The sequence below is a fragment of the Pseudonocardia xishanensis genome (assembly GCF_039541715.1).
GTDB lineage: Bacteria > Actinomycetota > Actinomycetes > Mycobacteriales > Pseudonocardiaceae > Pseudonocardia > Pseudonocardia xishanensis.
Map to the genome: position 1 here is coordinate 296,006 of NZ_BAABGT010000032.1, position 20,941 is coordinate 316,946.

The following is a 20,941-nucleotide window of genomic DNA, read 5'->3' on the forward strand; positions in this document are numbered from 1 at the left end:
TCATCACGTCGTCACCCCCAGTGGGTCGAGGAAGATCCCCTGCCAGTCCTTGGGCCCGGCGGGCAGTGCGTCACCGAAGATCATCGGCCCGCCCGCGCCTGGGGCCAGGAACACGCCGGTGGCCAGGTCGTACGGGGCCTGGGACAGCGCCTGCGGGCGTCCTGCGGTCTCCGGGTCGGTATTGGTCCTGCCGGGGGGCACGCGGCCGGACTCGACCACCGACCTCGGGTTGGTCGCGTAGATCTGCTTCTGGAACTCGATTGCCTCGGCGGCCGCGGCGTCGTCCTCCTCCTTGCTCTGGAAGTCCCACCCGCAGTCGCGGGCGTTGGCTGCCCGCGCGGCGTCCGGCGAGCCCTCGGGGCACGGCGCGTTGCGCGCACCGCGGACCGCCTGGGGGTTGTCCTGGGCGACCTTGCAGTAGACGTCCTTGCCGGGCGGGGCGTAGCTGTAGTCCGTCGGCGCGCGGCGCTCCTGGATGAAGCCCGTCGTGCAGGACGGCGGGTCGTTGACGACCAGGTCGAAGTCGATCCGGGTGGTGCCCGGGACCCGGCTGGACGCGACGGCGCCCGCCGGGTTGTTGATCGTGCTCGGCAGGATCGTCAGGGTCTGTGCGAGGTGCGGGATGTAGACCCTCGTGACCTGGCCCACGGACGTCAGGTCGGTGAGCAGGCCCGGCAGCGTCGGCCGCAGGTCGTCGAACAGGCCACTGACCTCATCGAGGAACGGCGGCGCCTTGTCGAGGGTGCCCCGAAGCGCCGGGTCGCTCTCCTGGAGCTGCGTGGTGAAGTCCGCCAGGTTCCGCACGGCCGACTGGAGGTCGTCGCCGGTCCGGGTCTGGGTCTCCAGCACGCCCTCGGCGTCGTCGATCAGGCCGAGGGTCTCCGGCAGTGCCTGCTCGGCGGACTCGGTGAGGCCCCCGGCGGAGTCGATCAGCCTGCGGATGTCCGGGCCCGCACCGTTCAGCGCGGCGTAGAGCTCGTCGACGGTGGTGTTGAGCTTGTCGGCGGGGACGCTCTGCACGAGGTTGTCGACCTTCGCGAGGACGCCGCCGATGGGATCGGGCAGGGTGACCGCCGCCGCCGGGATCACCGTGTCGTCGGCGACGAACGGACCGGCCTGCTTGCGCGGCTCGAAGTTGATGTACTGCTCACCGACCGCGGACGTGCTGCGGACCTCGACGAGGCTGTCCTCCGGGATGTCGTAGTCGTCGCTGATCTGGATGTGCGCGACGGCTCCGGTGTCGGTCAGGGCGACGTCGTCCACCTGCCCGATGGTGACGCCCCGCAGAGTGACGATTCCGTTGGGGTACAGCCCGGCGCCGTCGGGCAGCTCGACGGACACGGCGTGCCTGCCGATTCCCAGGAGCCGTGGCACGTTGAGGTAGGCGATGGCCCCGTAGGTGACCATGACCGCGGCGATCACGACGAACGCCACCAGCTGGAAGCGAGTCAGCCTGCTGATCATCGGTTTCCTCCCCCGAGGATCGGGCCGAGCAGCCCACCCGGTTCCTTGGCGGGTTCACCGGGCTGTGCCCCGGTCCGCGGGTCGGTGACCGGCGGCCCTGGATTCGCGGGCGCCGGCTTCGGGATCACGTCGACGAGCGGCGCGAGCGGTCGGTCCGTCCCGTTCGTGCCGTTGCCGAAGACGTTGAGCGGGTCGGGCAGGACCTGACCGGCACCCAACGGCGGCGCGTTGAGCACCTGCGGCCCGCCTCCCGCGCCGAGCGAGAACCCTCCCAGCAGGTTCTCGGCCAGGACCTGGGGCGTGATGTCGACGACGACGAAGAGGTTGCCGTAGTCGCCCCGGAACATCGATGGGAATGCCGTGGTAGCCGGGAACGGGAAGGTCAGGATCTCGGGCAGCGACTCGGTGACGTCGGCACCGGACTCGTTGAGCTTCTCCAGCGCGGGCCGCAGGTCGGCCAGGTTCCCCAGCAGGTCACCGCGGATCGCGTCCACCGTGTCCGAGGTCCTGGTCGAGAAGTCCCCGAAGTTCCGCAGGGTGTCGATCAGCTGGGCGCGGTCGTCGTTCAGCGCCTCGAGCGCGGGGGGCACGCGGTCGATCGCCGAGGCGAGCGCCTCGTTGTCGGCCGCCACCGTCGCGCTCAGGGTGTTCAGCCCGTCGACCGCCCGGACGATGTCGCCCTTCTGGTCGTCGAGCGCTCCGACGAGCTCCTGCAGGTTGTCGAGCAGCGCCCGCAGATCCTGCTCGCGACCGCCGAGCACGTTGTTCAGCTCGGTGGTCACGGTCTTGACCTGCTGCAGCCCACTGCCGTTGAGCACGACCGACAGCGCACCGAGGACCTCCTCGGTCTCGGGGTAGCGGTTGGTCCGCTCCAGCCCGATCCGGTCCCCGTCCCGCAGCTGCCCGGCGGGGGGCTCCTCGCTCGGCGGCGCGAGCTCGAGGTACTCCGCGCCGAGCAGCGACTTCTGGGCGACCCGCGCGATCGCGTTGGCGGGCAGCTGCGTGCCCTCGTTCAGCCCGACGGTCAGCACCGCGTGCCAGTCGTCCACATCGGTCTTGACGACCGAGCCGACGGTCACGTCGTTGACCTTGACCTCGGCGTTGGGCACGAGGTTGGACACCTGGGCCATGTCGATGGTGACCCGCATGGCCGAGCTGCCGCCGCCCTCGCGCAGCGGGAGCGGGAGCGACCCCACCCCGGTGAAGTCGCACGCCGTGAGCGCCACCGCGCAGACCGCGGTGGCCGCGGTCGTCCGCAGCACACGGTGCACCGTTGCCCGCCTCATCAGTTGGCCTCCGGGATCGGGACGAGCAGCTGGGGAAGGCCCGAGTTCGCCGGTCCCCCGCCGCGCTGCAGCGGGTTGGCCTGCACGGGCAGGTTGGGCATCCGGAACACGTCGAGCATGCCGCCGAGGGAGTTGCGGCACGCGTTCGCCGCCGTGGGGTCGGCCGGTCCCCCGGGCGCCACCGCCGCCGCCGCGTCGCAGACGAACGCGGCCGGGTCCTGCAGGTTCGTCACGCCCAGGGCGCCGGTGACGGCGCCCGACTGGTCGTCGACGATGTTGGCGAAGTTCGACACCGCACCCGGCGCCACCTGGAGGATGTCGGCCAGCGCCTGCCGGTGGTCGGAGACCTCCTTGGCGACCACGCCCAGGGTCTTGAGGTTGTCCTGCAGCGGGCCGCGCACGTCGGACACGAAGCCCTCGATGATCGGGACCGTCCGGTCGATCGTGGCGAGTGTGACACCGAGTGACTCCCGGTTGTCGGCGAGCACCTGGGACACGTCGGAGAGCTGGGTGTTGAACCGGCCCACCTGCTCGTCGGCGTCCCGCAGGGCCGTGACGAAGGTGCCCAGGTTGCGGACCGTGCCGAACAGGTCCTCACGGCCGTCGGACAGCGTCGTGATCGCCCCGGACAGCGAGGTCAGCGTGTCGTTGATCGCCTGACCCTGGCCGTCGAGGTTCGCGGTGGTGGTGTCCAGCGCCCGGGTGACCGGGCCGGTCAGTGGGTTCTCGCCATCCGGCTGCGGGCCGAGGGCCTCCGCGACCGCGGTGAGCTGGTTCTTGATCCGGTCCCACTCGACGGGGCTGACGGTGCGGGACAGGGGGATCTCCGCGCCGTCGGCCAGCGCCGGGCCGCCGGTGTAGGCCGGGGTCAGCTGGATGTAGCGGATCCCGACGAGGCTGGGGGCGATGACCGCGGCCTGCGCCGTGTCGGGCAGGTCGATCCCGGAGTCGTAGGACATGGTCACTCTGACCTTGTCCGGGAGGGCCTCCACGTCGTCGATCGTGCCGACCTGGACGCCGAGGACCCTGACCTCGTCCCCCGCATACAGGCTCACGGTCTGGTCGAAGTCGGCGACGACGGTCTTGGTGCCGGCTTGGGTCAGCACCAGCGCGACCGACGCGACCAGGACGACCGCGACGGCGACCGCGGCCCACTTCAGGGAGCGAGAGGTGCCGCTCATCGGGGCTGGTCTCCTTCCGCGGGGGCCGTCAGACCCGGCGGGGTGGCCGAGTCGAGGAGCGACGGCAGCGTCTGTTGGGCGAGGTTCGTCGGGGCGAGGTTCGGGACCAGCGCGTAGAACCACGGGCCCGACGCGATGGCCTCACCGAGCGACGTCACGTAGGTACGCAGACCCTCGATCGTGGCGCCCAGGCTGCGCTGGTTGCTCGCGAGGATCCCCACTGCCCGGTTGAGCTCGTCGAGAGCGGGCAGGATCTGCTCGCGGTTGTCGTCGACGACCCCGTTGAGCTGGTTGAGCACGCTCGTGAGGTTCACCAGCAGCGACTGGATGTCGTCGCGGCGCTGGTAGAGCTCGGCGAGCAGCTGGTTGCCGTCGCTCATCAACGTCGTGATCTGGCTGCTCCGCTGGGCCAGGATCCCCGTCACGCCGTTCGCGTTGGCGAGCAGTCCCCGCAGCGACTCGTCGCGGGTCGCGATCGTCTGCGACAGCCTGCCGAGGCCCTGGACGGCCCCGGCGAGCGGAGCGGGGGTGTCCTGGAAGGTGTCGGAGACCGTGTCGAGGGCGCCCGCGAGCTGGTCGAGGTCGACCTCCTCGGTGGTCCGGGTCAGCCGCTCGATCAGCTGCTGGACGTCGTAGGCGGACGTCGTCCGCTCGATCGGGAACTCACTGCCCGCCTCCATCTCGCCCGTGCCCATCGGCTCGATGTCGAGGAACTTGGTGCCCAGCGGGGTCGCCGTCTTCACGGCGGCCCGCGAGTCCTGCCCGATCCGGGGGCCGTTCTCCACGGTGAAGGTCGCGACCACCCGCGCGCCGTCCAGCTCCACCGAGCTGACCTTGCCCAGCGCCACCCCACCGATGCGGACCTCGTCGCCGGAACGCATCCCGCCCGCCTCGGAGAAGACCGCCGTATACGAGCGGGCGGAGAGCGCCCGGTAGATCCCGCCGGAGTTGGTGGCCAGCAGGATCGCCGCGGCGATCAGCGCGATGCTGACGATCCCGACGTAGAGCGGGTTCATCTCGGAGACGCGTTTGCCCCTCAGAACTGGCACCGTTCCTCCTGGCTCGCGATGGTGTCGGACATGACGGCGGGGACGCCCGGCAGCTCGAGGCGGACCTGCACACCGCACAGGTAGAACTGGAAGGACGACTGGTAGGAGCCGACCCGATCGAGGTTCACGTAGTAGCCGGGGACCTTCTGCAGCAGACCGTCGATGTCCGCCTGGTCGGCGTTGACGGTGCTCGCCAGGGTCCGGATCTCGGCGACGTCGGCCCGCACGTCCGGCCGGGCCTGCGCCAGCAGCGAGTCCACGGTGCCGGTGACGCGGCTGAACTTCTCGATGGCGTCACCCAGCGGCTTCCGGTCGGCCGCCAGGCCGCTGACCAGCTTCTGGAGCTGGTCGACGAGGCCGGTGACCTGTTGGCTGCGGCCGTTCACCGTGCCGAGCACCGTGTTCAGGTTGGTGATCAGCTCGCCGATGACCTGGTCCCGGTCGGCGAGGGTGGAGGTCAGCGACCCGACCTGGGTGAGCAGGTTGGTCACCGCCCCGCCCTGCCCCTGCATCACCGAGATCAGCGAGCTGGACAGCTCGTTGACCTGGTCCGGCTGCAGACCTTCGAACAGCGGCGCGAAGCCGTTGTAGAGCTGGTCGAGGTCCAGCGCGGGCGTCGTCCGGTCCACCGGGATGACGCCGCCCGCCTCGAGCGGGGTCGGCGCTCCCGCACCCTCACCGATCTCCAGGAAGCGCTGTCCGACGAGGTTCTTGTAGCGGATCGTGCCCGTCGAGCCGGACATGAGGGGCGTCCGGGTCTGCACGGTGAACGCGACCTGCGCGATTCCCGCTTCGGAGACCGTGACGTCGCTGACCTTGCCCACCGTCACGCCGGCGACCCGGACGTCGTCGTCGGGCCGCAGCCCGGACACGTCGGTGAACTCGGCCGTGTACGGCGTGCTGTCCTGGAAGCGCACCCGTCCGTAGGTGATGATCACCGCGGCCGCGAACACGACCGAGACGAGCGCGAGGACGGAGAGCCGGAGAACCGGTCCGAACGTCTTCATCGGCCCTCCTCCTGCACTGCGTCGCCGAACAGCAGTACCGCGAGCGGCGGGTTGCCGATCGTCGTCGGCTCCTCCTGCGTGTTCAGCGTCGGCGAGCCGTCGTCGTAGGTGACGTGCCGCGGCGCCTCGGTGCCGGTGGGGACGTCCGGGGCGCAGCCGGGCTGGTCGACGCCGAGCGTCGGCAGGTTGTCCGGGTGGCGGTAGCCGCGCTGGCCGGGGCCGAACGAGGTGAAGATCCGCAGGCCCGGCTGGTTCCCGCCGAAGGACGGCTCGGTGATCTTGCGCAGGTTGTTGAAGCTCGCGAACAGGCAGGGGAACATCGTCGAGTAGCGAGCGGCCAGGGCTGTGGTCGGGCGCAGTGTGTCGAGCGACTCGCGCAGCGGCTGGTCGTTGTCGTCGAGGAAGCCCTTGCCACTGTCCGCCAGGCCCGAGAGGCTGACCATGAACGCGTCGAACGCCGCGCTCTTCTCCATGAGCGTGTCCGCGGTGGTCGGGAAGGTCTTCAGGAGCCGAACCAGGTCCGGCGAGAGTCCGGCCAGCACGTCGGTCTCCTGCCCGAAGAGCGCCAGGTCCCGTTTCAGGGTCGGCAGCGAGGGGTTGAAGCTGTCCAGGTACGTGTTCAACCGGACGAGGTAGTCACCGATCTGGTCGCCCTGACCGCTCAGCGACGTGGAGAGGGCGCCGAGCGCGGAGTTGACCTTCGCGGGCTGGACCGTCGTCAGCACGGACATCAGGTTGTCGAAGACCGTGTTGACCTCGATCTGCGTCTGTGCCCGGTTGACCGTCTCGCCCGCGGCGAGCCTGCGGACGGTGGGCTGCTCAGGGATCAACAGGTCGACGTACTTGGGCCCGAAGACCGTGGGCGCGACGAGCTGGGCGGCCACGTTCGCGGGGAGCCGCTCCATCTGGTCCGAGTCGATCCGGACGTCGATCAGCGCCCCGTCCGCGCCGTCCGGGGAGACCTTGTCGACCTTGCCGATCTGGACGCTGCGCAGCGACACGTCCGAACCCTCGCCGAGCAGCAGCCCGGCCCGGTCGGCCCGGACGGTCACGGGGACGCCGGGGCTGAACACGTTGAGGTAGGCGGCGAGCACGGCCGCCACGGCGAGCAGGGCGACGACGATGCCGATCAGCCCGAGCGCCTCGAGGCGCACCTTGTTCCAGGTCATCCCGCTCACCTCGACAGGTGGAGCGTGTCGGAGTCGCCGTAGAGGATCAGGCTGGTGGCGAGGGCGGTGAACATGACGGCGACCAGGGAGAGACGCACGGCTCGACCGACCGCGACCCCCACACCGGCGGGACCGCCGCTGGCGTTGAAGCCGTAGTACGTGTGGATGGACATGACGACGATGACGATCACGATGATCTCGATGAAGGAGTACATGACGTCCGCGGGGATGAGGAACGTCGAGAAGTAGTGGTCGTAGGTGCCCGGGGACTGGCCGAAGCCGAGCACGACGAGCAGCTTCGTCACCCCGAACGCGGAGAACAGGGCCACGGCGTAGAGCGGGATGATCGCGACGGCGCCGGAGATGATCCGCGTCGTGACCAGGAAGGGGATGGACCGGATGGCCATCACCTCGAGGGCGTCGATCTCCTCGCTGATGCGCTGGGAACCGATCTCCGCGGTGAAGCCCGCCCCGACCGTCGCGACCAGGCCGACGCCCGCGATGAGCGGGGCGGCCAGCCGGACGTTCACGAAGCCGGTGATGAAGCCGGTGAGCGTATCCACACCGATGGCGTTGAGCGCCTGGTAGCCCTGCAGGCCACCCTCGATGCCCGCGCTCGCGGTCAGCACCGAGATGATCACGACCGTCCCGCCGACCGCGGCGAGGCCACCGGCGCCGAAGCTCACGGTGCCGAGCTGGCGCAGCACCTCCTTGCGGTACCGGGTCAGGACGAAGCCGATGTAGCCGAAGGCCTTCAGATAGAACGAGACCTGATGGCCGACCGTGCGCAGACCCGACCGCGGGGCGGCGGCTATCCGCGCGGCTCGGGTGCCGTCGACGAGCACTGTGTTTCCCCTCTCCGCGATCAGAGCTTGGTGTTGCCGAGCTGGAGGTACGTGGTCGAGATGATCACGTTGATGATGAAGAGCAGGACGAAGGCGAGGACGACGGTCTCGTTGACCGCCTCGCCGACGCCCTTCGAGCCGCCGCGGACGTTCAGCCCGCGGTAGCAGGCGACCAGACCGGCCACACCACCGAAGACGAAGGCCTTCACGAGGCTCACATAGAAGTCCGCGTCGGTCGTGAGGACGGTCAGCACCGCCACGAACTGGCCGGGGGCCGATCCCTGCAGACCCACCGAGATGAAGTAGCTCGTCAGCACGCCGACGACGCTGATCATGGCGGTGAGGCAGAGTGAGACGAAGATCGACGCGAGTACGCGCGGGAGGACGAGGCGCTGGATCGGGTCGATGCCCAGCACCTTCATCGCGTCGATCTCCTCCCGGACGGTGCGCGCGCCGAGGTCGGCGGCGATCGCTGTGGCGCCTGCGCCCGCCGTCACGAGCACCGCGGCCAGCGGGCCGATCTCTCGGACCACCGCCAGCCCCGTGACCGTGCCCGCGAGGTCGATCGCGCCGATCTCGGCGAGCAGCTGGTTCAGCAGGAAGATCACGACGCCGACGAACGGGAACGTGATCATGATGGCGGGCAGGAGCGAGACACCCGCGATGAAGGAGGTCTGCTGGATGAGCTCCCGGTAGGCGAACGGCCGGCGCCCGAGTGCCCGGACGGTCTCGACCGTCATGGCGCTGAAGCCGCCGACGGCCTTCGTCGCTCCTGTCACGGTGGGCGGCATGAGTCATGAACTCCGGTCGTCGTCATTGATCGAACTCGCACCACACGAGAGGCGCTCGACGAGTACAACGACGGTCCTCGAAATTGGTGACGTACACCGTGTACGACAACACCGACAGGTGCGAAGGTGCTCACCGGGCGGCAGGATCGAGCACTCAGTGTGATCGACCCAGGAGGCTACGGGACAGGCACCGCCACCAACGTGGACGCCTCCCCCGAGAAGAGGACGGCAGGCAACGTACAGCGATATGCAAAAGCATGCCGAGAACAGAAAAACTCCCACCGCTGCGTGCAGTGGGAGCAATTCTGAGATGCGTTCGAGCGTCAGAAGAACCGCCGCATCAGTTTCTTCTTGGACTCGGTGTAGGGCGGGTACATGACCGACGGGTCCGGCTTCGCGGGCTTGACCAGCACCGCCTTGCGATGGCTGAAGGTCTCGAACCCCCAGCGGCCGTGGTAGGCACCCATTCCGCTGTTGCCCACTCCACCGAACGGGAGCTGCGGCACGAGGCAGTGCATGGCCGCGTGGTTGATGACGACGCCACCCGAGCTCGTCTCGTCGATCAGCCGTTCCCGGTCCGTCTTCGAGGATCCGAAGAGATACGCTGCCAACGGCTTGGGACCGCTGTTGATGCGCCGGATCGCCTCGTCGAGCGAGCTGACGGTCACCACGGGCAGGACCGGGCCGAAGATCTCCTCCTGCATCAGCGGGGAGTCAGGACTCGGATCGAGCACGACGACCGGGTCGATCTTCAGAGACTCGCGATCCTCCGCACCGCCCCGGACGACGGTGCCGCCGTGCGAGCCGAGCAGCCTGCTCACCCGGTCGAACTGCCGCTCATCGATGACGCGCCCGGCGGGTTCGCCGACCTGGAACTCCTCGATCGTCCTCTGCAGGGCGGCCAGGAACTCGTCCCGGACCGCGACGTCGACCAGCGCGTAGTCCGGCGCGATGCAGGTCTGGCCCGAGTTGAGCAGCTTCATCCAGGCGATGCGGCGGGCCGCCACCTCGATGTCCGCGTCGGCGGTCACCACGGCGGGGCTCTTGCCACCCAGCTCGAGGGTCACGGGCGTGAGGTGCGGAGCCGCACCCTCCAGCACGCGCTTGCCGATCTCCGGGCCACCGGTGAACAGGACATGGTCCATCGCCTGCGCGAGCAGAGCCTGCGTCGCGTCCGCCGCCCCCTCGACGACCGCCACGGCCGCGGGATCGAGGTACTGCGGGACCAGTCGAGCCAGCAGCGCGGAGGTCTCCGGGGTGTGCTCGGACGGCTTGAGCACCGCGCAGTTGCCTGCCGAGACCGCCGCGACCAGTGGGCTGAGAGTGAGGTAGACCGGGTAGTTCCACGGCCCGATCACCAGCACGACGCCCAGCGGCTCGTAGCGGTACTCCGCGCGACCCGGCAGCATCGTCAGCGGCAGCCCGGTCCGCCGGGTCCGCATCCACTTCTTGAGGTTCCTCCGTGCGAAGGCGGCCTCGGCCACCGTCGGCGCCACCTCGCCGAGCCACGCGTAGTGCGCGCTCCGGCCCTGGTCCTCGGCCAGTGCGGCGGCGATCTCCGCCTCGCGCTCAACGACCAGCCGCTCGATTCCGGCGAGCTGCTCGAGCCGCCACTCGAGGCTTCGTGTGCGACCGCCTGCGAAGGTCCGCCGCAACCGGGCGACCACCTCCGGCACACCCTCGACCCCCGACGCCGCCTCTCCGGACAACACCGACGTCATGACCGTGACCTCCTCGTCGACGGCTGCTGCGGTCCGCTCACCGCGGCGTGAACTCGCACCGCTGCTCCTGGATCCCGTTGATGAACGTACTCACGAGGTACTTCGGCTCGCCCACCGCCCGGATGTCCGGCAGCTGGGTGTAGATCTCGCGGAAGATCGAGCGCAGCTGCGCCTTCGCGAGATGGCTGCCCAGGCAGTAGTGCGGACCTCCCCCGCCGAAGGCCACGTGCGGCCCCGGCTTGCGGGTGATGTCGAACTCGCGAGGGCGGTCGATGGTCGCCTCGTCCCGGTTGCCGGAGCTGTAGAACAGTGCGACCTTGTCACCCGGCTCGATGACCGAGCCACCCAGCTCGAAGCGCTCCAGCGCGGTGCGTCGGAACGTCATCACCGGTGTGGCCCAGCGGACGAACTCCTCGATCGCGCCACCGATGCGGGTGTCGTAGTCCTCGAACAGCCAGTCTCGCTGGTCGGGATGCTCGGTCAGGGCCCGCAGCGTGTGTGTGGTGGTCTGCTTGGTGGTGTCGTTGCCCGCCACACAGAGCAGGACGAAGAAGGCCCGGATCTCGTCGTCCGTGAGGTGCTGCCCGTCGACCTCGGCAGCGATCAGGGCGGAGATCAGGTCGTTCTGCGGCGTCTCCCGCCGCTCGTCGATGACGTCCTGGCAGGCGCCGTGCAGGGCCACGATCCCGTTGAGCATGACCGTTGCCGAGTCGGAGTCCGCGATCGTCTCGTCGTCACCCCAGCCGATCATGGCGTTCGCCGCGGCGACGACCTCCTGACGGCGGTCCTCCGGGATGCCGATCATCTCTGAGATGGTCCACAGTGGCAGGCGGGCCGACACCGCGTGGACGAACTCGGCCTCACCCTTGTCCTTGATGGACTCGACGATCAGCCTGGCCTGGTTGGCGATCTGCTCCTCGATCAGCTTCACGCGCTTGGGCGTGAAGGTCGAGCTGATCAGCTTGCGGATCTGGTGGTGGCGAGGGTCGTCCATCGTGAGGATGGAGCTCGCCATCTCGAGGATCTCCTCGGGCATCTCCTCGAACGTCACCCCGCCGGAGGCGGAGGAGAAGACGTCCGCCCGCCTGCTCACGGTGGTGATGTCCGCGGCCCGGACGACGGCCCAGTAGCCCGGGGAGCCGTCGTCCCCGCCCATGATCGGGCTGTAGATCGGGCGCTGCCACGACACGGGCGCCTCGGCGCGCAGCCGGGCGAAGGTCTGCTCGCGGGCGTCCGGCGTGAGCCGCCAGAACTCGTCGGCGGAGATGTCGATCGGGTGGTGGGTCCGGTTCTCGGCTACCGATGTCATGGTCGCCTCAGCTCACGATGAGGTCGGAACGACCGTTGTCCGCCAGCATCTTCACGTAGCGCGGGTACAGGTCCTTGGCGACCGGGGCCAGCTTGAGCAGCTGCGACGCGGACCCACCGATCTTGACCTTTCCGCGCGCCATCGCCAACGGCAGGCTGACCTTGCCCTGCCAGTACTGGTTCGCGGTGTCGGCGGTCATGCTCAGCGACGCGTCGGAGTCGATCGCGGCCGCCTCGCCGACCAGGATCTCCTTCGTCGCGAAGTCGACCCGCACCGTGGTGTCCGGATCCGTGTAGTCCATCCGCAGACTCATCCCGGTGCTCGCGAGCTTGGGGCCGATCGACTCGTCGGCGAGAGCCTCTTCGAAGATTCCACCGAGGAACTGGTGAACTTCGTCCGCAGCACGAAACCCGCCCATGACTTCTCCTTTGAAAGTTCGGCGTCCCGGGTGGCGCTCCAACGAGGGAACCACCAACCGAATCGAGAGTAACATAGAACAGTCTATGAAGGAACGGATTGCACCGATCCCGTCACGGAGCGTGCGAACATCAGCCGCCCTCGGCGGCCAGCACCCCTCGCTTGAGCTCCCCCTTCACCAACTTGCCGGTCTCGGTTCGCGGCAGGGAGTCGACGAAGCGGACCGCCTTCGGTGCCTTGTAGGACGCGATCCTCGACTTGACGAAGGTGATGATCTCGGCCTCGAGGTCGGGCCCGGTCACCACGCCCTGTTGCGGCTGCACGAAGGCGGCAACGTATTCCCCCATCTCCGGGTCGGGCAGCCCGATCACGGCCACGTCGTGGACGGCCGGATGGAGCGCGAGTACGTTCTCGGTCTCCTGGGGGTAGATGTTCACCCCGCCCGAGATGATCATGAAAGCCTTGCGGTCGGTGAGAAAGAGGAACCCGTCGTCGTCGACGTGCCCGATGTCGCCCAGCGTCGTCCAGTTCTCGTGGTCGGGATGCTGGCCGGCCTTCGTCTTCTCGGGGTCGTTGTGGTAGGTGAACACGATCCCCTCGCGCTCGACGAAGACGGCGCCGTCCTCCCCCACGGGAAGCTCCCGCCCCTCGTCGTCGCAGACGTGCAGCACACCGATCGCGGGCTTGCCCACGGTGCCCGGCTTCCGCAGCCAGGTCGGGCTGTCCACCATGGTCATGGTGTTGCCTTCGGTGGCCCCGTAGTACTCGACCAGGATCGGGCCCCACCAGTCGATCATCCGTTGCTTGACCTCGACGGGGCACGGCGCCGCGGCGTGGACCGCGAGCTTGAGGCTCGACACGTCGTAGCCACTCCGGACCTCGTCGGGCAGCTGCAACATCCGGACGAACATCGTCGGTACGAACTGGGCGTGGGTGACCCGGTGCTCCTGAATCGCCCCCAGGCAGCCCTCGGCGTCGAACTTGCGCTGCACCAGCACGGTCCCGCCCCCCGCTTGCACCGCGGCGCACCAGCGCAGCGGCGCGGCGTGGTACAGCGGCGCCGGGCTCAGGTAGACGGTGTCCGGAGTCATCCCGAAGGACTTGACCAGCAGAGCCATCATCGGGTCGCCGACATCGGTGATCTGCGCGTCCGGTAGGGCGGGCCGCACTCCCTTGGGCCGCCCGGTGGTGCCCGACGAGTACAGCATCGGCATGCCGTGTGGCTGGTCAGCGGGCGCGACGTCGGACGCGGCGGCCAACACGTCCTCGTAGGAGTCGAAGCCGCCGACCGCTCCGCCGAAGGCCAGCCGCAGCCGCACGTTCGGCGTAGCGGCCAGGACCTTCTCCGCCACCTCGGCCTTGTTGGCGCTGACGATCAGCGCGGTGGCGCCGGAGTCGTCGACGATGTACGCGACCTCCTCCGGCGCGAGATTGTGGTTGATCGACGTGATGTAGCAGCCGGTGCGCAGGGCCGCCCAGAACACGACGAAGGCCCGAAGGTCGTTGTCGGTCAGCAGCGCGACCACGTCGCCGCGGCGCAGTCCGGCGTCGCGCAGCACGTTCGCGAGTCGCACGGACTGTTCCTCGAGGGTGCCGTAGGTCAGCTGCTCGCCGGTGTCGAGCAGCTGCGCAGCCACTCGGTCAGGGGCTGTGGCCGCATGGGTGCCGGGGTACATCGATGTTCCCTCCACGGGTCGACATGTCGAGTGACTGATTACTAGGCGGGTTGGGAGCTGAGCGTCCACGTAGGGAACGGAGTGGTCGACGGGCCGGTCAGTGCAATCGGAGCCGGAGCTCGGTGCGAATGCGGCAGCCGGTCGCGGCCGCCGCGCTCACATCCTTCGTCACGGTGTCCTCGGCCGGGCCGAGCGTGCGGGCGATGTCCGCGTTCATGGCGCCCCAGCAGACTGCGGCCTTCCCACAGATGGGCGTCCGGGGCGACACCCTCGCGGAGACGGTCTCCTTCATCAACGACTTCGGCGTAGGGGTCATCGGCACCCCCGAGCAGGCTCGCGACCAGGTCGCCCGGCTGGTCGAGCAGTCCGGCGGCTTCGGCACCCTGCTCCTGATGGGCCACGACTGGGCCACACCAGAGCGCACCCGGCGCTCCGACGAGCTCGTCGCCGAGGAGGTCGCAGCCCATTTCCAGAGCCAGGCGACGGCGACCGTCGAGACAGCCGCCCTGGCGGGCAAGGTGCGGGAGGGACACAACGGCGGCAAGCTCGCCGCGATCGCCCACATGACCGAGAAGTACCAGGCGGAGGTCACAGCCAAAGGCTGACGAGGAGTACTCGGCGGTGAGCGGAACCGGTCGCCCAGGTCCGCTCACCGCGTTCCACGTCGACGTCATGTGCCGCGCCGGAACCGGTACCAGAGCGTGTGCCAGCGCGCCGCCCACCACCGGACCCGCGCCGTCCAGAGGTGCTCGCTGCGGGGGTCGGGCATCACGCGGGTAGGGCGTCGAAGGAGTCGTTCCGCAGCACCTGGTCCGCGTGCCCGCGCAGCATCGTCGAGGTCATCGCGTCGCCGCGCTCGGTCAGCTCGACCTGCACCGCGGAGATCAGCGTGACGACGAACCCCGCGAACGCCTGGGCCCGATGTGTAGTCAGGCAGTCCTCCCAGCTGCAGTCCTCGACCCCGCCGGCCTGCAGCGCCTGGTGGTAGTACTCGCGAGGCAGGTCCCGCTCGTGGACCTCGGCGTCCTCCGTCGTGAGACCGTTGCCGAGGAGGTGGCTGACGTCCGCGACCGGGGGGCCGGGAATGATGCCCTGCCAGTCGACGACCACCAGCGGGTCCTTCTCGTCGCCGGGCCGGAACAGCATGGTGTCCAGCCGGTTGTCGCCGTGCCACAGACACAGCGGCCAGGCGACGTCCCGGTAGAAGTCGACCTCGACCGCGCCGAGCCGAGCGGCCCTGGCGAACTCGAGGCTCGCAGGGTTCGTCGAGGGCAGCGTCGCGACGAGGCTCTCCGGGGCGGTCCCGCGGTCGCCACGATAGGCCGGAGAGAGCCGATGGGCCTCACCGATCCGACCGGTTCCGATCTTCTCCGTGCGCAGGTCCACCACGGCCGACTCGGCGGGCAGGCCCGAGTGGTGGAGCACCTCGGTCAACCAGTCGGGGGTCATCGCCTCGGTGCTGGACACCGCATGCGCGGCGCCGACCGGAGCAGGGGAATTCATCGTTGAATCTCCTCGGGGGGCGAAGGTGGCGTGGACTCAGTCCACGAGCCTGAGTGCCGCGGTCGGGCAGCCGCTGACGGCGGCCTCGACCGCGTCGAGGTCGTCCTCGGACACGTTCTCCTCGAGGACCACGAGCTCGGCTTCGTCGTCGACCTCGAAGTGGTCGGGAGCGAGTGACTCACAGACTCCCAGGGACGTGCACAGCGACCTGTCGACGACGATCTTCACGATGCTCCTCTCCACCGGCCGGGCCGGGCTTCGACGTGGTGTCCTGTGGTCGCGGTCAGCGCCGCGACGCGGCGTACTCCTTGACGAGCGGACCGAGCTCCTGCGGGGTGACGCCGTGCAGGATCACATCGGCCGCGCCCAGCTCGAACTGGTGCCGGACCGCGGCCGCGCACTCCGCCGGGCTGCCGGTCACGGACGGGGCGAGCCAGATGAATGCCGATCCCAGGCCGAGCTGCTCCGCGTAGCTCACCTCGTCAATCAGATCGCGGGGTGAGCGAGGCGCCCCCGCGTGCAAGGTAACAGCCCAGCTCAGGGCACGCGGGAGGATCGAGCGACGGGTTGTGCTGCACCTCTTCCACCCCCCTGACGACGACGTCGAAGAAACGGAATCATGAATTGCGACCGGATCGGTCACACAGTATTGCATAAGGTCGAACAGCGTGTTCGATAGAGTAACATAGACTGCTCTATCATCCAACCTCGGACCACGGCGGGCCTCGGCTGACATGATGGAACCGTCCACCGCGGTCCGATGGAGGTCTGCTTTGCCGCACTACGTCAGCCGTGAGGACTACTTCGAGGCGGCGACCGCGATCCTGTCGGAGGTCGGCTTCAAAGCCCTCAAGATGACGACCCTCCACCAACGGCTGGGCGTCACCAGCGGGTCCTTCTACAACTACTTCCGCAACTGGCCCGACTTCGTCGCGCAGTTCCTCGAGCACTGGGTCGGCCGCACCGATCGGATCGCCGAGCAGGCCGCGCAGCCCGGAGACCCGCTGGACCGGCTCGTCCTCCTGCGGAAGCTCTCTCGCACCGTCCCGCACGACGCCGAGGCCGCCATCCGCATCTGGAGCGCGATGGACCCGGCGGTGGCGAAGATCCAGGCCGACGTGGACGCGCGGCGGCTCGCGCTGATCCGCCGCGCGGTGGCCGAGGTGCAGGGCCACGAGGAGGACGCCGAGGACCTGGCCCGATACTGCCTCTCGCTCGTCGTCGGGGTCCAGCAGCTGACCCGGCCCGTCGACCTCGACCTGTTGGACGACCACCTGGATCGCTTCATCCGGCAGGTCGTCGCCGAGGGCCGCGAGCGACCGCTCACAGGCCGAGGTCGCGCCCGATGATCTCCTTCATGATCTCGGTCGTCCCGCCGTAGATCGTCTGGATCCGGGCGTCGGCGAACGAACGCGCGATCGGGTACTCCCGCATGTAGCCGTAGCCGCCGTGCAGCTGCAGGCAGCGGTCCGCCACCCGGACCTGCAGCTCGGTGGTCCACCACTTCGCCTTCGCCGCCTGGACCGCCGTCAGCTCGCCGTGGGCGTGCAGGCCGACGCAGTGGTCGACGTAGACCCTCGCGATGTCGACCTCGGTGTGCAACTCGGCCAACAGGAACCTGCTGTTCTGAAATGTCCCGATGGGCTTGCCGAACGCCTTGCGCTCGGTCACGTACTCCAGCGTGCGTGCGAGGATCCCCTCGCACGCGGCGACCGCGGTCGTGGCCAGCGAGAGGCGCTCCTGCGGCAGGTTGCGCATGAGCTGGAAGAAGCCCTCGCCCTCTGCGCCCAGCCGGTGGGCGGCGGGCACCCGGACATCGGTGAAGTGGAGCTCACTGGTGTCCTGCCCGTGGAGACCAAGTTTGTCCAGGTTGCGTCCGCGCTCGAACCCGGGGCTGTCGGTCTCGACTACCAGCAGCGTGAGCCCCCGGTGCCGATCCTCGGACGTCCGGGTGGCGACGACGACCAGATCCGCGTTCTGCCCGTTGGAGATGAAGGTCTTGGAACCGTTGACGACGTAGTCGGCGTCCTCGCCCTCCCCGTCCCGCACCGCGCGGGTGGCGATGCCGGACAGGTCGCTTCCGGTGCCGGGCTCCGTCATCGCGATGGCGCCGATGAGCTCGCCCGAGGTCAGGCCCGGCAGCCAGCGCTTCTTCTGGTCCTCGGTCGTGAGATCGAGCAGGTAGGGGCCGACGACGTCGTTCTGCAGTGCCAGGCCGAGGCCCGCCGAGGCGTACCCGGAGCGGCCGAACTCCTCGTTCATCACCGCGTTGAAGCGCCAGTCGTCGATCCCGGGGCCGCCGAACCGCTCCGGCGTCGGGAACAGCAACATGCCGCTCTCCCCCGCCTTCGTGAACAGCGAGCGGTCGGGTCTCTTCGCCGCCTCCCAGTCGTCGTGGTGCGGCGCGACCCCGGTCTTGATGAAGGACCTGACGGTCTCCCGGAACAACTCGTGGTCCGCGTCGTAGACCGGACGCGTCGGGCTACCAGTCACCTTCGCCCCCGGGGAGGAAGAGATCGATCTTCAGGTCGTCGTCTGAACCGGCGGAGCCGTAGCGGTAGGCACTGAGGTCGGACACCCCCGCGTCCCGGAGCACGTCCTCGTCGAGGAGGGTCTGCCCGGTCACCTCGCCCGCCTTCCGGCTGAGGATCGCGTGCGCGGCGTCGGCCATGATCTCCGGCTTGCGCGAGACCGCCATCGCCGCGTCACCGCCCACGATGTTCTGTACGGCGGCCGTGGCGATGGTCGTCCGGGGCCAGAGGCAGTTCGCGCTGAGCGGCACGGGATGCTCCTGGTGCGCCAGGCCGACCGTCAGGATCGTCATCGCGTACTTGCTCACCGTGTAGGGCGCATGCCTGCCGAACCACACCGGATCGAGGTTGAGCGGTGGTGACAGGGTCAGCACCTGCGCGTTCTCGGATCGGTGCAGGTGCGGCAGCGCTGCACTCGTCAGGGCGAAGGTTCCGCGGGCGTTGATGTCCAGCATCAGGTCGTACTGCTTCATCGAGACCGCGCCGATCGGAGCGAGCGCGATGGCCGACGCGTTGTTGACCAGGAGGTCGATCCCGCCGAAGGTGTCGACGGTGAGTACCACCGCGCCGGCTACGCTCTCCGCGTCCCGCACATCACCGACGATCGCCAGGCCGTTGCCCCCCGCCGCCCGGATCTCCTCCACCGCGGTGTGCACGGTGCCGGGCAGGCGGGGGTCGGGTTCGTCCGTCTTGGCCAGGATCGCGACATTGGCGCCGTCACGCGCCGCCCGGACGGCGATCGCCAGGCCGATGCCGCGACTGCCGCCGGACATCAGCATGGTGCGCCCCGCGAGGGGGCCGCCGCCGGTCACGTGTACTCCTCCCCGCTCTCGGCGCGACGCACGAGGGACTCCGGTGGGGAGAAGCGGTTCCCGTAGCGGTCCGCCAGCTCACGTGCCCGCGTGACGAAGCCGGCCGCCCCGCCCTTGTACTGGTTGACGTACTGCAGGACACCGCCGGTCCAGGCGGGGAAGCCGATGCCCAGGATCGACCCGACGTTGGCGTCGGCGACCGAGCGCAGGACGCCCTCGTCCAGGCACCGGACCGCGTCGATCGCCTCGGCGAACAACATCCTCTCCTGCATGTCCAGCAACGGAACCTCGGTGTTCGAGGCGCCGAAGTGCTCGGCGAGGCCACCCCAGAGGCCGGTCCTGCGACCGTCGGCGTACTCGTAGAAGCCACCGCCCGCCAGCCGGCCGCCACGCCCGAACTCGTCGACCATCCGGTCCACGACCGCGGCTGCGGGGTGCAACGGCTTCTCCTTGCCCTCCGCCGCCAGGCCGGCGATCGTCTCCTCGCGGATCCTGCGGTTCAGCGTCAGGCTGATCTCGTCCATCAGCGCTAGCGCGCCGACGGGGTAGCCGGCCTGCGTCGCGGCCTGCTCGACCGACGCCGCGGGAATGCCCTCGCCGACCATCGCGATGGCCTCATTGATGAACTCCACGATGACCCGGCTGGTGAAGAAGCCCCGGCTGTCGTTGACGACGATGGGGGTCTTGCCGATCTGCCGGGCGATGTCGATGGTCTTCGCCAGCGTGACGTCGCTGGTCTTCGCGCCGACGACGATCTCCAGCAGCGCCATCTTGTCGACGGGCGAGAAGAAGTGCGTGCCGATGAAGTCCTCGGGCCGTGGCACCCCGTCCGCCAGGCCGGTGATCGGCAGAGTCGAGGTGTTGCTGGCCAGGACAGCGTCCGATGCGAGGTAGGGCAGTACCTCGGCGACGACCTTCTTCTTCAGCTCCGGGTCCTCGAACACCGCCTCGATCACGACGTCGGCGCCCGCGGCGTCCGCCGGGTCGGTCGTCGGATGGATGCGGGCGAGGATCTCGTCCCGCTTCTCCGGGGTGCTCCGGCCCTTGGCCAGTGCCTTCTCCAGGATGCCCGCGCTGTAGGCCTTGCCCTTCTCCGCGGCCTCGAGGGTGACGTCCTTGAGCACGACGTCGAGGCCTGCCTTGGCGCTGACGTACGCGATCCCGGCGCCCATCATCCCTGCGCCGAGGACCACGATCCTCTTCGCGGTGTGGGCGGGCACGCCCTCCGGGCGGTTCGCGCCGCGGTTGATCGCCTGCATGTCGTAGAACATCGACTTGATGATGTTCGTGGACTCCTGGCCGCAGATCAGCTCGGTGATGGCGCGGGACTCGATCAGCAGGGCGTTGTCCAGGTCGACCTGGGCGCCCTCGACCGCGGCCGCGAGGATGGCGGCCTGCGCGGTGGCGGGGGCCCCGCGGGTCTGCTTGCGCAGCACAGCGGGCAGGCTCGGCAGCACCGCGGCCACCTTCGGCGAGGCGGGGGTGCCGCCCGGGATGGCGAAACCCTTCCGGTCCCAGGGCTGGGCGGGCTCCGGGTTCGCGGCGATCCACGCGCGCGCGGCGGCGAGTCCTTCGTCCACGGTCGCGACGACCTCGTCGACCATGCCCTTCTCGAGGGCTGCGGCGGGCCGGAACCGTGCACCGGTCAGCAGGATGTCCTGCAGCGCGGTCAGCAGTCCGAACATCCGCACGCTTCGCACCACACCGCCGCCGCCGGGAAGCAGCCCCAGGGTGACCTCGGGAAGCCCCACCACAGTGCCCGGTGCGTCCACCGCGACACGGTGGTGGGTGGCGAGGGTGAGCTCGTAGCCGCCGCCGAGCGCAGCGCCCGACACCACGGAGACGACCGGTCTGCCGAGCGTCTCCAACCGACGCAGCTGCTGCTTGGAACCGTCCAGCAGCGCGCGGATCCGGGGCCGGTCGGAGTCGTTGGCCCGCATCATCATGCCGAGGTCTCCCCCGGCGAGAAAGGTCTTCTTCGCCGAGGTCAGGATCACCCCGGTGATCGACTCACGCTCGGCGTACAGGTGGTCGACCAGGACGGGCAGCTCGGCGGAGAAACGGTCGTTGAGGGTGTTGGCCGACTGGTCGGGGTCGTCCATGGTCACGGTGACGACGCCCTCGCCGTCACGGTCCCAGCGGAACATCGGGTGGTCGAAGTCGCTCATGGTGAGAGTCCG

The 20,941-nt window shown here is 69.3% G+C and carries 20 protein-coding genes; 2 read left to right on the forward strand and 18 right to left on the reverse strand.

What is annotated here, in order from left to right; genetic code table 11:
* Positions 1–3: 3 nt before the first annotated feature.
* The 12 genes from ABD993_RS14430 to ABD993_RS14485 all read right to left on the reverse strand — a co-directional run bounded on the left by ABD993_RS14430 (position 4) and on the right by ABD993_RS14485 (position 13,915).
* On the reverse strand, positions 4–1,464 hold the full coding sequence (locus ABD993_RS14430) for an MCE family protein (RefSeq protein ID WP_345417350.1): 1,461 nt from the start codon (positions 1,462–1,464) through the stop codon (positions 4–6).
* Positions 1,461–2,750: an MCE family protein gene (locus ABD993_RS14435; RefSeq protein ID WP_345417353.1), complete on the reverse strand. Its 1,290-nt coding sequence runs from the start codon at positions 2,748–2,750 to the stop codon at positions 1,461–1,463. Before ABD993_RS14435 ends, ABD993_RS14430 begins: the two co-directional genes overlap by 4 nt.
* Positions 2,750–3,931 (reverse strand): MCE family protein, encoded by a 1,182-nt coding sequence (locus ABD993_RS14440; protein ID WP_345417356.1) that lies wholly within the window; start codon positions 3,929–3,931, stop codon positions 2,750–2,752. The genes ABD993_RS14435 and ABD993_RS14440 overlap by 1 nt, the downstream gene beginning before the upstream one ends.
* Positions 3,928–4,980, reverse strand: a complete 1,053-nt coding sequence (locus tag ABD993_RS14445; protein ID WP_345417359.1) for an MCE family protein — start codon at positions 4,978–4,980, stop codon at positions 3,928–3,930. Before ABD993_RS14445 ends, ABD993_RS14440 begins: the two co-directional genes overlap by 4 nt.
* Complete coding sequence (locus tag ABD993_RS14450; protein ID WP_345417362.1) at positions 4,968–5,987, reverse strand: MCE family protein; 1,020 nt, start codon at positions 5,985–5,987, stop codon at positions 4,968–4,970. Before ABD993_RS14450 ends, ABD993_RS14445 begins: the two co-directional genes overlap by 13 nt.
* Complete coding sequence (locus ABD993_RS14455; protein WP_345417364.1) at positions 5,984–7,156, reverse strand: MCE family protein; 1,173 nt, start codon at positions 7,154–7,156, stop codon at positions 5,984–5,986. The genes ABD993_RS14450 and ABD993_RS14455 overlap by 4 nt, the downstream gene beginning before the upstream one ends.
* Before the next feature lie 5 nt (positions 7,157–7,161).
* A complete protein-coding gene (locus ABD993_RS14460; RefSeq protein ID WP_345417366.1) occupies positions 7,162–8,001 on the reverse strand; it encodes an ABC transporter permease in 840 nt (279 codons plus the stop codon).
* Between the two features lie 20 nt (positions 8,002–8,021).
* Positions 8,022–8,780 carry an MlaE family ABC transporter permease gene (locus tag ABD993_RS14465; RefSeq protein ID WP_345417369.1) on the reverse strand — a complete coding sequence of 253 codons (759 nt, stop codon included), beginning with the start codon at positions 8,778–8,780 and terminating at the stop codon, positions 8,022–8,024.
* 335 nt (positions 8,781–9,115) lie between these two features.
* Positions 9,116–10,513 carry an aldehyde dehydrogenase family protein gene (locus tag ABD993_RS14470; RefSeq protein ID WP_345417372.1) on the reverse strand — a complete coding sequence of 466 codons (1,398 nt, stop codon included), beginning with the start codon at positions 10,511–10,513 and terminating at the stop codon, positions 9,116–9,118.
* Positions 10,514–10,550: 37 nt separating this feature from the next.
* Complete coding sequence (locus ABD993_RS14475; RefSeq protein WP_345417375.1) at positions 10,551–11,822, reverse strand: cytochrome P450; 1,272 nt, start codon at positions 11,820–11,822, stop codon at positions 10,551–10,553.
* Between the two features lie 7 nt (positions 11,823–11,829).
* Complete coding sequence (locus ABD993_RS14480; protein ID WP_345417378.1) at positions 11,830–12,240, reverse strand: SCP2 sterol-binding domain-containing protein; 411 nt, start codon at positions 12,238–12,240, stop codon at positions 11,830–11,832.
* A gap of 130 nt (positions 12,241–12,370) precedes the next feature.
* On the reverse strand, positions 12,371–13,915 hold the full coding sequence (locus ABD993_RS14485) for an acyl-CoA synthetase (protein ID WP_345417382.1): 1,545 nt from the start codon (positions 13,913–13,915) through the stop codon (positions 12,371–12,373).
* 128 nt (positions 13,916–14,043) lie between these two features.
* Here ABD993_RS14485 and ABD993_RS14490 point away from each other — a divergent pair, with 128 nt between their 5' ends.
* A complete protein-coding gene (locus ABD993_RS14490; protein ID WP_345417384.1) occupies positions 14,044–14,520 on the forward strand; it encodes a hypothetical protein in 477 nt (158 codons plus the stop codon).
* Between the two features lie 163 nt (positions 14,521–14,683).
* Here the strand turns inward: ABD993_RS14490 and ABD993_RS14495 are convergent, their stop codons facing one another.
* From ABD993_RS14495 to ABD993_RS14505, 3 genes are read right to left on the reverse strand one after another with little or no spacing between them, the layout of a single operon-like run.
* The gene (locus ABD993_RS14495; RefSeq protein ID WP_345417387.1) at positions 14,684–15,418 is read right to left on the reverse strand and encodes a phosphotransferase; all 735 of its coding nucleotides are present in this window, start codon (positions 15,416–15,418) and stop codon (positions 14,684–14,686) included.
* A 36-nt stretch (positions 15,419–15,454) separates the two neighbouring features.
* Positions 15,455–15,646 (reverse strand): ferredoxin, encoded by a 192-nt coding sequence (locus tag ABD993_RS14500; protein ID WP_345417390.1) that lies wholly within the window; start codon positions 15,644–15,646, stop codon positions 15,455–15,457.
* A 55-nt stretch (positions 15,647–15,701) separates the two neighbouring features.
* The gene (locus ABD993_RS14505) at positions 15,702–15,896 is read right to left on the reverse strand and encodes a hypothetical protein (protein ID WP_345417393.1); all 195 of its coding nucleotides are present in this window, start codon (positions 15,894–15,896) and stop codon (positions 15,702–15,704) included.
* A 295-nt stretch (positions 15,897–16,191) separates the two neighbouring features.
* On the opposite strand from ABD993_RS14505, the gene ABD993_RS14510 reads away from it, so the two are divergent.
* The gene (locus ABD993_RS14510; RefSeq protein ID WP_345417396.1) at positions 16,192–16,767 is read left to right on the forward strand and encodes a TetR/AcrR family transcriptional regulator; all 576 of its coding nucleotides are present in this window, start codon (positions 16,192–16,194) and stop codon (positions 16,765–16,767) included.
* Here ABD993_RS14510 and ABD993_RS14515 read toward each other — a convergent pair.
* From ABD993_RS14515 to ABD993_RS14525, 3 genes are read right to left on the reverse strand one after another with little or no spacing between them, the layout of a single operon-like run.
* Positions 16,742–17,911, reverse strand: a complete 1,170-nt coding sequence (locus tag ABD993_RS14515; RefSeq protein WP_345417399.1) for an acyl-CoA dehydrogenase family protein — start codon at positions 17,909–17,911, stop codon at positions 16,742–16,744. The two genes, ABD993_RS14510 and ABD993_RS14515, sit on opposite strands and share 26 nt — an antisense overlap.
* Positions 17,901–18,761, reverse strand: coding sequence for an SDR family oxidoreductase (locus ABD993_RS14520; protein WP_345417402.1), 861 nt, complete (start codon positions 18,759–18,761; stop codon positions 17,901–17,903). The genes ABD993_RS14515 and ABD993_RS14520 overlap by 11 nt, the downstream gene beginning before the upstream one ends.
* Positions 18,758–20,929 carry a 3-hydroxyacyl-CoA dehydrogenase NAD-binding domain-containing protein gene (locus ABD993_RS14525; RefSeq protein WP_345417405.1) on the reverse strand — a complete coding sequence of 724 codons (2,172 nt, stop codon included), beginning with the start codon at positions 20,927–20,929 and terminating at the stop codon, positions 18,758–18,760. Before ABD993_RS14525 ends, ABD993_RS14520 begins: the two co-directional genes overlap by 4 nt.
* Positions 20,930–20,941 lie beyond the last annotated feature (12 nt).

Excerpts from the sequence above, each read along its gene's own strand:
- ABD993_RS14430 (WP_345417350.1), bottom strand. The coding sequence starts at position 1,464 with ATGATCAGCAGGCTGACTCGCTTCCAGCTGGTGGCGTTCGTCGTGATC.
- ABD993_RS14435 (WP_345417353.1), bottom strand. The coding sequence starts at position 2,750 with ATGAGGCGGGCAACGGTGCACCGTGTGCTGCGGACGACCGCGGCCACC.
- ABD993_RS14440 (WP_345417356.1), bottom strand. The coding sequence starts at position 3,931 with ATGAGCGGCACCTCTCGCTCCCTGAAGTGGGCCGCGGTCGCCGTCGCG.
- ABD993_RS14450 (WP_345417362.1), bottom strand. The coding sequence starts at position 5,987 with ATGAAGACGTTCGGACCGGTTCTCCGGCTCTCCGTCCTCGCGCTCGTC.
- ABD993_RS14455 (WP_345417364.1), bottom strand. The coding sequence starts at position 7,156 with ATGACCTGGAACAAGGTGCGCCTCGAGGCGCTCGGGCTGATCGGCATC.
- ABD993_RS14470 (WP_345417372.1), bottom strand. The coding sequence starts at position 10,513 with ATGACGTCGGTGTTGTCCGGAGAGGCGGCGTCGGGGGTCGAGGGTGTG.
- ABD993_RS14475 (WP_345417375.1), bottom strand. The coding sequence starts at position 11,822 with ATGACATCGGTAGCCGAGAACCGGACCCACCACCCGATCGACATCTCC.
- ABD993_RS14480 (WP_345417378.1), bottom strand. The coding sequence starts at position 12,240 with ATGGGCGGGTTTCGTGCTGCGGACGAAGTTCACCAGTTCCTCGGTGGA.
- ABD993_RS14485 (WP_345417382.1), bottom strand. The coding sequence starts at position 13,915 with ATGTACCCCGGCACCCATGCGGCCACAGCCCCTGACCGAGTGGCTGCG.
- ABD993_RS14490 (WP_345417384.1), top strand. The coding sequence starts at position 14,044 with ATGCGGCAGCCGGTCGCGGCCGCCGCGCTCACATCCTTCGTCACGGTG.
- ABD993_RS14495 (WP_345417387.1), bottom strand. The coding sequence starts at position 15,418 with ATGAATTCCCCTGCTCCGGTCGGCGCCGCGCATGCGGTGTCCAGCACC.
- ABD993_RS14525 (WP_345417405.1), bottom strand. The coding sequence starts at position 20,929 with ATGAGCGACTTCGACCACCCGATGTTCCGCTGGGACCGTGACGGCGAG.